Below are 13,806 nucleotides of genomic sequence, written 5' to 3'. Positions count from 1 at the left end.
GCGGTGCCGCGGGCATCGGTGATGCTCTGTTTGATCTGCGCTATGGTCGGCTGCAGCTTGTCGAGGAAGCGATTGAACCAGCTGACCAGCTCGCCCAGTTCATCTTTCTTGCTGTACTGCAGGCGTTGGGTCAGGTCGCCATCGCCGCTGGCAATAGCCTTGAGCATCTGCGCGACGCTGTTGATCGGCCGGGTCACGCCCGAAGCGGTGAGCCACATCAGCAGCAGGCCAACCAGGCCAGCCGCCGCAGCCACCAGCACGGCCTTGATTGTGCCGCTTTGCTGGGCATCATCGAGTACGGTTTGCAGCTTGACCGAGTCGGCCAGCAGCACCTGTTTCGGCAGGTCGATGACCACGCCCCAGGCCTTGGAATCGCCAATCGGGCTGACCGGATACACGGCGCGAATCAGCTCGCCTTGTTCGAGTATTTTTGGCGTGCCGGCGCCGAGCAATTGCAGCACTTCCTTGCCATCTGTGCCCAGGGTGTCGGCGATGCTTTTACCGACTTTGCTGGCGTCGACGCTGTAGCCGGCGAGCACACCGCTGCCGGAGACAATCAGCATGTGCCCGGCGCTGTTGAACAGGTCGCGCTGAGACTCGACGGCGGCCGCTTGCAGGGCATCCAGAGCGATGTCGATGCCGACCACGCCGATAGTTTTGCCATCCACCAGCAGCGGCACGGAAATGGTGGTCATCAGCATTTCCTTGCCGTTGACGGTGTCGGCGTACGGGTCCAGCAGGCAGGTGCGCTTGCTGTCGCGAGGGCAGGTGTACCAGCTGTTATAGGGCGTGCCGTTGATGTTGAGGGTGGTCTTGGTCATGTCGTCTTCGACCATGATGGTGTTGACCCCGGCACCACCGGCACGGCTCCAGTAACTGGCAAAACGCCCGGCCTCGTTGGACTGGCGCGCGGCGTCGTTGGCAAATTCGCTGTCCTTGCCATCCAGGCCGTTGGGTTCGAACGCCAGCCAGATCCCCAGTACTTTGCTGTTGCGCTCGAAGGCGGTTCGCAGATCCTGGTTCAACTCCTCACGTACGGTGCTCGCTTCCAGGGATCGCTTGGCCGCCATGTTGCGCAGGTCCTTGATCTGATCCGCGAGGGCCGTGACCACCGTCAGGCTTTCGCCAAAGGTCTTCTGCACCCGCACCGCCTGCTCGGCGGCTTTGGCTTGCAACAGATTCTGCACGCTGTCGGTGAGCATTTTGCTGCTGGAGGCACTGACCAGTTCGTCGTTCTGGTTGGTCTGGTAAATGTTCATGCTCACGATCAGGGCAATCACACCCAGCAGGCACAGGCCGGACAGCAGAACGATTTTCAGGCGGATGGAGAGAGAGTCGAACATAAGGCGAACTCGCGAATGGATGAGGTGTTGGCTGTGGGTCGAGATCGACCGGGTTCGCCAAGTCCATTCAGCGCCATGGAAAAGGCATCGGCGCGGGGGATGTTTGCATGAGCAAAAGCCGATGAACGGTCAGCGCAAGCGTTTGCGTAAACTCAATTCCTGTAGGAGTGAGCCTGCTCGCGATGGGGACGACTGGTTTTTCAGGTCGGTTGCGTCAGCGATTCCGGTCTCGACCAGATCCACAGGTTGCCCAGGATCATTCCGGCGATGGCAAGGTAGATCGGCCAGCCGTGATCGAGCATCACCAGCATCAGCCCGGCGCACAGCAACATGCTTACAGTGGCGCTGACTTTGGCGCGCCGGGCGATGATTTTGCCATTACGCCAATTGCACAGGATCGGGCCGAACAGGCGGTGGTTTTCCAGCCAGGCACTGAGGCGCGGGGAACTCCGGGTAGCGGCCCAGGCGGCGAGCAGGATGAATTCGGTGGTTGGCAGGCCAGGCACCACAATTGCAATCAGGCCGATGCCCAGGCTGATATAGGCGAGCATGCCAAACAGGATGCGCGACAGTTTTGAGGTGGAGGCAGGAGGTTGAGTCATGACCAACATCAGGTAAGAGATCCGGCCGCTTCAGCGACCGGTTTTTTGCCGTCAACAAGGGGGCAGCTTAAACGCTCTGGGCCTCGAGCGGACTTTTTCCTACTGCCCTGAGCAGCAACTCCAGGCGTGCGAAGGCAGCTCTGGAAGCTCTGTCCACTTGAGCTTCTTCCTCGGCGCTCAACTGCAAATTGTCGAAGATGGCATTAAATGCTTTCCAGCCCCGCATGCGACCGCCTGCTGGTTCCGCCAGGTGCCGCGCGCCCCGGGTCTCACTGTAGCCCAGGGCGATAGCCTGCTTGAACAGTATTGCAGCGCCCAGTTTCGAGCCTTCGGAAACCCGGATCCAGGCCAAAGCTTCCGCCAACGCAGGGGACTGCAGGGCACCCGGGACTGCTTCAGGAATACTCGAGCCCAGGTCGGCCAAGTCGGCCTCTGCCGCTTTTACGCGGCAGCGTTCCGGCAAATCGGGAAAGAGCTTGATCAGTTCGGGGTCCTGGTACAGCCCCTGGATTTCCGATTGAAACAAATATTGCATCTGGACGAACCGGGCGAAGCCGGCAAGCGTATCGGTGGGGGCAAATTCGGCGACTGTATTTTCAAGGCTTTTGTGCAGGTCGTGAGTCAGTTCCCTGACTCGCTGCGAGCGTGGAGTCATCAAAGGGCTGGCATCGGATGCCGAAGTTTGTGCGGACATGTCGTTCTTTCCTTGATAAATCAATACGGGTCAGTGCGTTATGAACTAGACGAACCAGCCGTCACGGTCGAGTAAAAAATCTCACTGCGCCTTTGTTCAAACAGCACAGTGAGCTCCAGTGGTTCAGATATCCCACACCAGATTGACCGAGAAGTTGCGCCCCGGCTGGGTCAGGCGATCGAGGTTGGCCGGTTGGGTCACGGAGGCCTCGCCCACGCTGTCGTAGCCGCGCACGTCATCCCACTGCCAGTACTTCTTGTTGGTCAGGTTGTACAGGCCGGCATTGACAGTCACATCGTCGGTCACCTTGTAGAACCCGGCAAGGTCGAGCACACCATAACCCGGAGTCTTGAATTGGGTGCTGGTACCGTCCGGGGTGTTGAACATGGTGCTGTCGACCCGGTCCTTGCGCTTGACCAGGGTCCAACTGAGCAGTGCGCCGTATTTGTCCTGGTCATAACCGAGACCGAACACGCCGGTCAGCGGGTTGATGCTGTTCAGCGGTTCGCCACTGTCATCGTTGCGCCCGTACAGGTAAGACAACGAACCCTGGGTATAGAGACCGCTCGGGGCGCCAAATGTATCCAGGTTCAGGCGACCCTTGAGTTCCACGCCCTTGATGGTGGCGTGCTTAATGTTGTTGCTCTGGAAGGTGAGCTCGTCGTAACCCGGGGTAATGGCGTTCTCGTTGATGAAGTCGCGATACTTGTTGTAGAACACCGCGACGTCAAAGCTGCCCGCTTCGAACTGACCCCGCAGGCCGGTCTCGTAGCTCTTGCTCTTCTCTGGCTCGAGGTCGGGGTTGGGTGCGACCTGATAACCGCCGGAGGTGTTTTCAAAGCGGCCATACAGCGCCTTCGCACTCGGCGTGCGGAACCCTTCGGCGTACTGGCCGTACCAGGTGTAGTGGTCGTTGAACTGGTAAGTGGTGCCGAACTTAGGCGAAAGGCGATGCCAGGTCTTGGTGCTGTCATCCACCTCGCCATTGCCACTCTGGTCGACGGTAACCAGGAATTTCTCGGTCAGGTGCGGCTTGAGCTGGGTGTAGTCGTAGCGCAGGCCCGGCGCGAAGGTCCAGTTGTTCCAGCTGATCTGGTCCTGGGCAAACAGGCTGTAGGTGTTGATGGTCGGGTCCGGGAAGTCGCTGGCCGGGGTCAGGGTGTCGGCGGCGCTCGGCGCACCGATCACCCGGCACGCGCCGGCCACGGTCAGGCAGGTGCCATCGCCGGTGCGCAGGCCGGTCACCTTGTCCTGCTTGATGGTGGTGCCGTAGGTAACGAGGTGGTCGGTTTCGGCGATGGCAAACGCCTTGTCGGCCTGGGCATCAAACACCCATTGGCGATCCTTGTAGGTGGTGTTCCGATTGCGCAACACGGTGCGCGAAGGGGCGTAGATTTCCTCGGTGCTCTGGTCGGTCTTGGCGATCTGGTAGTTCAGCGTCCACTTGATATTGTCTGCCAGCACGCTGTCGAGACCGAAGCGGTGGTCGAGGCCGAAGCGCTCGCGGGTAATGGTTTCGTTACCGCTGCGCGCCTTGTAGAAACCGAAGCCGCGACCTGCGTTGAACGGGCCACCCACGGCACTCAGCTGGTTAGTGTCACGGTCGTCCTTGTAGTGCTCGTAAGTCAGGCCCAAACGTGCGTCTTCGGCGTAGTTCCAGCCCAGCTTGGCCAGAATGTTGGTGGTGCGCACGTCTTCCGGGTTGGCTTCGGTGCGATCAAGCCCGGTGCCGCCGGTTTCCCCATAGGACTCGGTTTCATGGCCATTGCGCTGGCTCAGGTGCAGCAGGCCATCAAAGTCGCCGGTGCGCCCGGCGACGGTGCCGGAAGTCAGCCAGCTCTCGTCAGCCGAGCTGTAGCCGGTTTTCAGCCGAGCACCGACATCCTGGCCAGGCTTGATGATGTCGTCCGGGTCCAGCGTGTAGTAGCTGACTGCACCACCGATGGCGTTGCTGCCGTAAAGCACGGAGGCAGGCCCGCGAAGAATCTCCACGCGCTTGACGATTTCCGGGTCGACGTAGTTGCGATTGGTCTGGGCGTAGGGGCCGTTGAAGAAACCGTCAGGCACCTGCACGCCATCGACCTGGGTCAGCACGCGGTCACCATCGATGCCGCGGATGTTGTAGCCGGTAATGCCCGAGCGCTGTCCTGTACCGCCCACGGAAACGCCTGGCTCGTAGCGCACCAGGTCCTTGATGGAGTTGACGTTGTTGCGGTCGAGTTCTTCACGGGTATGCACCGTGACGGTGCTCGGCACGCTGCTTATGTCCTGTTCCTGGCGGGTCGCGCTGATGGTGACTTGCTGCAGGTTCAAGGTGCCGGTGTTGTTGCGCAACTCCAGGACGATGTTGTTGTTGCCCAGCTTGCGATAGCTCAGGTTGGTCCCCACCAACAGGCGATCGAGGGCGGTTTCCGGCGACAAGGCGCCACGCACGCCGGGCGAAGCCACCCCTTGCGCCAGTTCGGCGGAAAACCCGACCTGCCAGCCTGTCACGGCGGTGAACGCGTTCAACGCTGACACCAGCGGTTGCTGGGGAATGGCAAACGAGTAATCACCCATGTTGCGGGTCTGTTGTCCGTTGGCGGTGGCAGCCAGCAGTGGCGCGCTGCCGGCCATCAGAATGGCCGCAGTCAGCAGCGACAACATGCGCGTAGGTGAAGAGGACTGGCGGGTAAGGCGAGAGGACATCGATAGCGCTCCGTGTCGCACGAATCTTTATAGGTGCTGATTGGCATTTGAAGATGCGAATCAATTGCATTGGCTATAACGAGACGAACGAGCGACGGTTATCGAGTAAAAATAATTATCATTTAGTTCAGGATCACCAGCGCCGGGAATTCCCGCAGCTGCGCCGAGGTGATGTGGGCCAGCGAGCGCACCACGTCCAGCGGCTGGTCGAGGCGATAATTGCCGGTCACGTTAATGTCCGCCAACTGCTCGTTGTTGTTGATGATCCAGCCGGGATAGTAGCGACGCAGCTCCGTCAGCACTTGGCTCAACGGGCAGTTCTCGAAGACCAGGCGGCCCTGGACCCAGGCCAGGTCGGTGGCGACGTCGAGCTTGGCCGGGCGCTCAAAGCCATTGGGGCCGATGCGAATACTCTCCCCGGCCGACAGGCGCACCCGCGCATCGTCACGGGTGGCGCGCAAGTCGACATCCCCGCGCTGGACCCGAACCTGTGCCACGCCGTCCAGATAACGCACGGCAAAGGCGGTATCGCGCACGCTCGCCTTGACCGGTCCGGCATCGATTTCCAGTGGCTGGCCGCGGTTGCCGGCCACTTCAAAAAACGCTTCGCCCTGATACAGGCGGGCCATGCGCTGCTGATCGTTGATGGTGCTGGAGAACGCCGAATTGGTGTTGAGCAGGACTTTGGAACCGTCCTCCAGTTGCAGGCGCTGGCGCTCGCCGACCACGGTCAGGTGATCGGCCTGCAGGCGCATCGGCAGGTTGCTGAAGCTGAACAAACCGAGGATCAGCACGGCGGCGGTGGCCAAGGGTTTCCAGTGTGGACGCAGGCGCGCCAGCACCGTCACCTTTGGCGGCCGGGCCGCCAGGGTTTGCGCGCTCAGCAGCACTTGCGGGCCGTCCCAGATCGCCTGGGCCTGTTCAAACGCCTGGGCATTCAACGGGTCGGCAGCGAGCCAGGCATTGAACGCCAGAGTCTGTTCCGCGCTCGGACTGCCCAGCACAATCAGCCAGTCCAGGGCCTGGTCCATCGCGGTGGCGCGGTCCTGCGCCGGGGAGGGCGGAGGCGGGCGGCGGGTGTGCGTCACGGTGTTTCCTCGGCAGTGTCTGTGCACTGCTGTTTTTTTAGTGGAGCGCGAAAAGACGCAAGGGTAGCAAAGCCTCGCGATGTCAGTCGCCGTTCAGACGTTCGGCAACCCCTACGCAGATCGCCATGATCAGCTTCAGCTCCTTTTGCACGGTGCTGAGCGAGACGTCCAGTTGCTCGGCAATCTCCAGGTAACTGTGGCCGTGCAGTCGGCTGAGGATGAAAATCTTCTGTTGGCGCGAGCTGAGTTGGTTGAGACTCACGTTCAGGCGCTCCAGCAACTGTTCGGCATGGGCGGCATCCTCGGCGCTGCTGACCGGCGCGACGACACTTTCGACCACCTCCAGCGGCACGTCATCGAGCAGGGTGCGCGACTGGATGCGGCGCGCGCGCAAATGGTCCAGCGCCAGGTTGCGGGCGGTCTGGAAGACGAAGGGTTCAAGGTGATCGATGGCCCGCTCACTGAGCGCGCGAGTCACCCGCAGGTAGGTTTCCTGCAGGAGGTCTTCGGCGGTGCTGTGATTGTTGACCATCCGCTCCAGTGTGCGCAGCAGGGAAACCCGCTGGGCGATGAAGACGTGATTGAAGCGCGATTGACTCACGGGAGGACCTGATCCATTTCGAGCGAATGATAATGCTTATCATCTACTCGAATGGTCAAGCCCTCAATTGTGAAAAACTGCGCAGGTGTTTATTCGGCATCGCACAACACCTGTAGGAGCGAGCCTGCTCGCGAAAAACCTGAGGGCGCCGTTGGGCGTCAGGCTGCCCGCGTCATCGTTGACGTCCATCGCGAGCAGGCTCGCTCCTACGGGGAGAGGCGCTTGCGTTTTCAGCGTCGCACAACACCTGTAGGAGCGAGCCCGCTCGCGAAAAACCTGAGGGCGCCGTTGGGCGTCAGGCTGCCCGCGTCATCGTTGACGTCCATCGCGAGCAGGCTCGCTCCTACGGGGAGAGGCGCTTGTGTTATTCGGCGTTACACAACGCCAGGCAGTTATCCAGCATCCGGTTGGAGAAACCCCATTCATTGTCGTACCACGCCAGCACCTTCAGCAGCTTGCCGCTGGATTTTGTGTGGTTGGCATCGAAAATAGACGAAAGCGGGTTGTGATTGAAGTCACTGGAAACCAGCGGCAGGGTGTTGTAGCCGAGGATCTTCGAGTGCTGGCTGGCTTCCTTGAGCAACGCGTTCACTTCGTCAGCCGACGCTTCGCGTTTGAGTTGCACGGTCAGGTCGACCAGCGACACATTGATCACCGGCACGCGCACCGCCATGCCCGTCAATTTGCCTGCCAGTTCCGGCAGCACCAGCCCAACGGCTTCCGCCGCACCGGTCTTGCTCGGGATCATGTTCTGTGTGGCCGAACGCGCTCGATATGGGTCGGTGTGGTAGACGTCGGTCAGGTTCTGGTCGTTGGTGTAGGCGTGAATCGTGGTCATCAGGCCACTTTCGATCCCCAGTTCTCGGTGCAGCACCTGGGCTACCGGGGCCAGGCAGTTGGTGGTGCAGGAGGCGTTGGAAATGATCTGGTGCGACTGGCGCAGAATGTCGTGGTTGACCCCGTACACCACGGTGGCGTCGGCACCTTTGGCCGGGGCCGAGATGATGACTTTGCGCGCGCCGGCAGTAATATGCGCGGCGGCCTTGGCCCGGTCGGTGAACAGACCAGTGCATTCGAACACCACATCGATCTTTTCCGCAGCCCAGGGCAGATCGGCCGGATTGCGAATGGCGCTGACCGCGATGCGATCGCCGTTGACGGTCAGGCTCTCCTGGTCGTGCTGGACATCAGCGTCGAACGTGCCGTGAACGGTGTCGTACTTGAGCAGATGAGCGTTGATCGAACTGTCGCCCAGGTCATTGATGGCAACGATCTGCAGGTCCTGACGGTAGCCTTGGGTATACAGTGCCCGCAGGACGTTGCGGCCGATACGGCCAAAACCATTGATTGCAATTCGAAGAGTCATTTAACTGGGCCGCCGTCGTTTTGTTGTTGGAATTACAAGATTATTCGCATAAAAATAGAAAACAAGCCTTTTTAATGGCAATATTTTGTTCAATCTACAACGAGTGACCTGAATCAACTGGTCCGACCGATCAAGAAAACCGTCTGTCATCCCAATCACAGCGGTGCTTGTTCAGCATAGACAATCAGGTCGCCACATCCGTTAGCCTGGAGTTCTACACATGCATCCCCGCGTCCTTGAGGTCACCGAACGGCTTATCGCCCGCAGCCGCGCCACCCGCGAGGCTTACCTTGCGCTCATTCGCGGTGCGGCCAGCGACGGTCCGATGCGCGGCAAGCTGCAATGCGCCAACTTCGCCCACGGCGTGGCCGGTTGCGGCACCGAAGACAAGCACAGTCTGCGGATGATGAACTCCGCCAACATCGCAATTGTTTCGTCATATAACGACATGCTCTCGGCGCATCAGCCGTACGAAGTCTTCCCTGAACAGATCAAGAAAGCCCTGCGCGAGATCGGCTCCGTCGGCCAGTTCGCCGGCGGCACCCCGGCCATGTGCGATGGCGTGACCCAGGGCGAGCCGGGCATGGAGCTGAGCCTTCCAAGCCGCGAGGTGATCGCGCTGTCCACCGCCGTGGCCCTGTCCCACAACATGTTCGACGGCGCGCTGATGCTGGGTATCTGCGACAAGATCGTGCCGGGCCTGATGATGGGCGCGCTGCGTTTCGGTCATCTGCCGATGATCTTCGTCCCTGGCGGGCCGATGGTCTCGGGCATTTCCAACAAGCAGAAGGCCGATGTGCGCCAGCGCTATGCCGAAGGCAAGGCCTCGCGCGAGGAGCTGCTGGAATCGGAAATGAATTCCTACCACAGCCCCGGCACCTGTACGTTTTACGGCACCGCCAACACCAACCAGTTGCTGATGGAAGTCATGGGCCTGCATTTGCCGGGCTCTTCTTTCGTCAACCCGAACACGCCGTTGCGCGAAGCCCTGACCCGCGAAGCGGCGCATCAAGTCACGCGACTGACCAAGCAAAATGGCAACTTCATGCCGATCGGTGAAATCGTCGATGAGCGTTCGCTGGTCAACTCCATCGTGGCGCTGAACGCCACCGGCGGCTCGACCAACCACACCCTGCACATGCCGGCCATCGCGATGGCTGCCGGAATCCAATTGACCTGGCAGGACATGGCCGACCTCTCCGAAGTCGTGCCGACCCTGAGCCACGTCTACCCGAACGGCAAAGCCGACATCAACCATTTCCAAGCTGCGGGCGGCATGTCGTTCCTGATCCGCGAATTGCTGGAAGCCGGGCTGCTGCACGAAAACGTCAACACCGTGCTCGGTCATGGCCTGAGCCGCTACACCCAGGAACCGTTCCTCGATAACGGCGAACTGGTCTGGCGCGAGGGCGTGACCGACAGCCTCGATGAAACCATCCTGCGCCCGATCGCACGTGCTTTCTCCCCAGAAGGCGGCCTGCGTGTGATGGAAGGCAACCTCGGTCGTGGCGTGATGAAAGTTTCCGCTGTCGCGCTGGAAAACCAGATCGTCGAAGCACCGGCCATGGTGTTCCAGGATCAGCAGGACCTGGCCGATGCGTTCAAAGCCGGTTTGCTGGAGAAGGATTTTGTTGCGGTGATGCGCTTCCAGGGCCCGCGCTCCAACGGCATGCCGGAACTGCACAAAATGACGCCGTTCCTCGGTGTGCTGCAGGACCGCGGCTTCAAAGTGGCGCTGGTAACGGACGGGCGCATGTCCGGTGCTTCGGGGAAAATCCCGGCGGCGATCCATGTCAGCCCTGAGGCTTATGTCGGCGGCGCTCTTGCGCGGGTGCAGGAGGGCGATATCATCCGCGTCGATGGCGTCAAAGGCACCCTGGAGATTAAGGTGGACGCCGACGAATTCGCAGCGCGCGAACCTGCCAAGGGCCTGTTGGGCAATAACATCGGCACTGGCCGCGAACTGTTTGGTTTCATGCGCATGGCCTTCAGCTCGGCGGAGCAGGGCGCCAGCGCCTTCACTTCTGCCCTGGAGACGCTTAATTGAAACTGGCTTTGGTCGGTGATATCGGTGGGACCAACGCGCGTTTTGCGTTGTGGAAAGACCAGCAACTGGAAGCCATCCAGGTGCTGGCGACGGCCGATCATGCCAGCCCGGAAGAGGCGATTGCCCTGTACCTGAGCGGGCTCGGCCTGGCGCCAGGCTCCATCGGCTCGGTGTGCCTGTCGGTGGCCGGCCCGGTGAGCGGCGACGAGTTCAAGTTCACCAACAATCACTGGCGGCTCAGTCGCAAGGCGTTCTGCCAGGCGCTGCAGGTGGATCAACTGCTGCTGGTCAATGACTTCTCGGCCATGGCGCTGGGCATGACCCGCTTGCAGCCGGACGAGTTTCGGGTGGTGTGCGAGGGCACGCCGGAACCGTTGCGTCCGGCGGTGGTGATTGGTCCGGGCACCGGCCTGGGTGTCGGCACTTTGCTCGACCTTGGCGCCGGGCGTTTTGCCGCGTTACCGGGGGAGGGTGGCCACGTTGACCTGCCACTGAGCAGCTTGCGCGAAACGCAGTTGTGGCAGCATATTTTTGATGAGATCGGACATGTCAGCGCCGAGACGGCGTTGAGTGGCAGTGGCTTGCCGCGAGTGTACCGGGCGATTTGTGCGGTAGACGGGCATGAAGCGGTGCTCGATACCCCGGAGTCGATCACTGCCGCCGGACTGGCGGGCGACCCGATTGCCCTGGAAGTGCTGGAGCAATTCTGCTGCTGGCTCGGTCGTGTGGCGGGCAACAACGTGCTGACTACCGGCGCACGGGGTGGCGTGTTCATCGTTGGCGGGGTGATTCCGCGGTTCGCTGATTTCTTCATCGAGAGCGGGTTTGCCCGCTGCTTTGCCGACAAGGGTTGCATGAGCGATTACTTCAAGGGCATTCCGGTGTGGCTGGTGACGGCGCCGTATTCAGGGTTGATGGGCGCGGGTGTGGCGCTCGAGCAAGCCTGAAACCGCGTCGCTCCAATCGCGAGCAAGCTTTGCTCCCACAGGATTTCGGGAGTTTGCATTGTGGGAGCAAGGCTTGCCCGCGATGGGGCCCTAACAGACAACAATTTTTCCAGGCTGTTAAGGCATAATCCGCCCCATTCCAAACAACAAGGACGCCTTCCTGTGAGCGCAGTCAACAAGTCGATTTTGCTGGTCGATGACGATCAGGAGATACGCGAGTTGCTGGATACCTACCTGACCCGCGCGGGCTTCCAGGTGCGTACCACACCGGACGGCGCCGGCTTTCGGCAGGCAATGAACGAGGCCCCCAGCGACCTGGTGATCCTCGATGTGATGCTGCCGGACGAAGACGGCTTCAGCCTGTGCCGCTGGATTCGCCAGCACCCGCGGCAGGCCCAGGTGCCGATCATCATGCTCACCGCCAGCTCCGATGAAGCCGACCGAGTCATCGGCCTGGAGCTCGGTGCCGACGACTACCTCGGCAAACCCTTCAGTCCCAGGGAACTGCAGGCGCGTATCAAGGCGCTGTTGCGGCGCGCGCAGTTCGGTCAGGAGCGCTCCGGCAGTGAAGTGCTGGCTTTCGATGACTGGCGCCTGGACATGGTCAGCCATCGGCTGTTTCACACTGACGGCGAGGAAGTCATTCTCTCCGGTGCCGATTTCGCCTTGCTCAAACTGTTTCTCGATCATCCCCAGGAAATCCTCGACCGCGACACCATCGGCAATGCCACCCGTGGCCGCGACCTGATGCCGCTGGATCGCATCGTCGACATGGCGGTCAGCCGCCTGCGCCAACGCCTGCGCGATACCGAAAAACCGCCACGGCTGATTCGCACCGTACGTGGCAGCGGTTATCAGCTGGCAGCCAATGTGGTTGCCAGCAATGGTCACTGAGTTCCTGCGCAAACTGGCGGCAAAGGTGCCGGTGCCGCGTTCGTTATTGGGGCGGATGTTGCTGCTGACACTGCTGGCGGTGTTGTTCGCGCAGGCGTTGTCGAGCGTGATCTGGGTCTCGCAACTGCGCGCTACCCAGCTCGAAGGCCTGGTCACCAGTGCCCGCAGCCTCGCGCATTCGATGACCGCCAGCGTCAGTTACTTTCGCTCCCTGCCCGTCGCCTTCCGGCCGCTGGTCCTCGACCAGTTGCGCAGCATGGGCGGCACGCGTTTTGTCGTGACGCTCAACGACAAACCCCTGGGCATGGAAGTACTGCCGATCACCCCGCGCAAAGCCGCGGTGCTCAAGGCGGTGGACGAGGTGTTGCGCCAGTCCCTGGGGCAGGACGCGGATATCTCCGTGACCTTCGTCAGTCCCGAGGACCTGCGGATCTTTAATGGCGGCCTGAAACTCGACGAGCTGCCGCGCTCCTGGGCGCACTACGCGCTGACCCTGGAGCCGGTCAATCCACCGGTGCTGGTCACGCAGATCCAGATGGCGCCCGGCGAGTGGCTGTACATCGCCTCGCTCCTGCCCGAACCCTACACCAGCCTGGAAGAGCAGGGCCTGCCCGCGCAACAGGTGTGGTTCATCGTGCTCACCAGTGGCTTCCTGCTGTTGTTCATCGGCTTGCTGGTGCACTGGCAAAGCCGACCGCTCAAGCGCCTGGCGCGAGCCGCGCGGGATATGTCCCTGGGCGCCGAAGTGGAGCCGGTGGCGGAGGGCGGTGGCAGTGAAGTGGTCGAAGTGGGCCGCGCTTTCAACGCGATGCGCGAACGCATCAGCCGCTACCTCACCGAGCGGAGCCAATTGTTCAGCGCCATTTCCCATGACCTGCGCACGCCAATTACCCGGTTGCGCTTGCGCGTGGAGTTGCTTGAGGACGAACAGTTGCAAGCCAAGTTCGGCCGCGACCTGGACGAGCTGGAACTGCTGGTCAAGGGCGCGCTGCAATGCGTGAAGGACACCGACATCCACGAGAACATCGAAGCGGTAGACCTCAATCACGTGCTCGATTGCCTGGTGGAACCGTATCTGGCGCCCAACGGCAACGGTCGTGTGACCCAGCAGGGGCGGGCGTTGGCGACCTACCCCGGCAAGCCACTGGCACTCAAACGGTGCATTGGCAACCTGATCGACAATGCCTTGAAGTACGGGCAGAACGCCCACTTGCACATCGACGATGATGAAAGCGCATTCATCCTGCACGTTGATGATGAAGGCCCGGGTGTGCCGGAGCAGCGCCTGGAACAGGTGTTCGAGCCGCACTTCAGGTTGGCCGGGCAACAGCAGGGGTATGGGTTGGGGCTGGGTATTGCACGCAATATTGCGCACAGTCATGGCGGTGAAGTCAGCCTGCAGAACCTGCGTGAAGGCGGTTTGCGGGTGACGTTACAGTTGCCCCGTTCGGTTGATTGAAGGTCAAAGGATCCTCCTGCACCGATTTATGTAGGAGCTGCCGAAGGCTGCGATCTTTTGATCGGGCTATTCAATTG

At 61.1% G+C, this 13,806-nt stretch carries 10 protein-coding genes and 1 pseudogene; 4 read left to right on the top strand and 7 right to left on the bottom strand.

What is annotated here, in order from left to right:
- Positions 1-62: 62 nt before the first annotated feature.
- The 7 genes and pseudogenes from ORL50_RS29185 to gap all read right to left on the bottom strand — a co-directional run.
- Positions 63-1,070: pseudogene (locus ORL50_RS29185) on the bottom strand (methyl-accepting chemotaxis protein); the annotation flags it as partial.
- Between the two features lie 473 nt (positions 1,071-1,543).
- On the bottom strand, positions 1,544-1,945 hold the full coding sequence (locus ORL50_RS25695; RefSeq protein WP_266019143.1) for a YbaN family protein: 402 nt from the start codon (positions 1,943-1,945) through the stop codon (positions 1,544-1,546).
- A gap of 67 nt (positions 1,946-2,012) precedes the next feature.
- Entirely contained in the window at positions 2,013-2,639 is a 627-nt protein-coding gene (locus ORL50_RS25690) for a biliverdin-producing heme oxygenase (RefSeq protein ID WP_266019141.1), read from the bottom strand.
- A 123-nt stretch (positions 2,640-2,762) separates the two neighbouring features.
- Positions 2,763-5,327: a TonB-dependent receptor gene (locus ORL50_RS25685; RefSeq protein ID WP_266019140.1), complete on the bottom strand. Its 2,565-nt coding sequence runs from the start codon at positions 5,325-5,327 to the stop codon at positions 2,763-2,765.
- Positions 5,328-5,449: 122 nt separating this feature from the next.
- Entirely contained in the window at positions 5,450-6,415 is a 966-nt protein-coding gene (locus ORL50_RS25680; RefSeq protein WP_266019138.1) for a FecR family protein, read from the bottom strand.
- Positions 6,416-6,497: 82 nt separating this feature from the next.
- On the bottom strand, positions 6,498-7,016 hold the full coding sequence (locus ORL50_RS25675; RefSeq protein WP_266019137.1) for an RNA polymerase sigma factor: 519 nt from the start codon (positions 7,014-7,016) through the stop codon (positions 6,498-6,500).
- Between the two features lie 364 nt (positions 7,017-7,380).
- Positions 7,381-8,382 (bottom strand): type I glyceraldehyde-3-phosphate dehydrogenase, encoded by a 1,002-nt coding sequence (gene gap / locus ORL50_RS25670; RefSeq protein WP_162440207.1) that lies wholly within the window; start codon positions 8,380-8,382, stop codon positions 7,381-7,383.
- 220 nt (positions 8,383-8,602) lie between these two features.
- Between gap and edd the strand changes: the two genes are divergently transcribed.
- From edd to ORL50_RS25650, 4 genes are all read left to right on the top strand, one after another.
- Positions 8,603-10,429, top strand: a complete 1,827-nt coding sequence (edd, locus tag ORL50_RS25665; protein WP_266019131.1) for a phosphogluconate dehydratase — start codon at positions 8,603-8,605, stop codon at positions 10,427-10,429.
- On the top strand, positions 10,426-11,376 hold the full coding sequence (locus ORL50_RS25660) for a glucokinase (protein WP_266019130.1): 951 nt from the start codon (positions 10,426-10,428) through the stop codon (positions 11,374-11,376). Before edd ends, ORL50_RS25660 begins: the two co-directional genes overlap by 4 nt.
- 162 nt (positions 11,377-11,538) lie before the next feature.
- The gene (locus tag ORL50_RS25655) at positions 11,539-12,270 is read left to right on the top strand and encodes a response regulator (protein ID WP_266019129.1); all 732 of its coding nucleotides are present in this window, start codon (positions 11,539-11,541) and stop codon (positions 12,268-12,270) included.
- On the top strand, positions 12,260-13,729 hold the full coding sequence (locus ORL50_RS25650; RefSeq protein ID WP_266019128.1) for an ATP-binding protein: 1,470 nt from the start codon (positions 12,260-12,262) through the stop codon (positions 13,727-13,729). The genes ORL50_RS25655 and ORL50_RS25650 overlap by 11 nt, the downstream gene beginning before the upstream one ends.
- The last annotated feature ends 77 nt before the right edge of the window (positions 13,730-13,806 follow it).

The organism is Pseudomonas sp. RIT-562 (assembly GCF_026241895.1).
Classification (GTDB): domain Bacteria; phylum Pseudomonadota; class Gammaproteobacteria; order Pseudomonadales; family Pseudomonadaceae; genus Aquipseudomonas; species Aquipseudomonas mandelii_F.
This window is presented reverse-complemented; position numbering and strand designations above follow the sequence as displayed.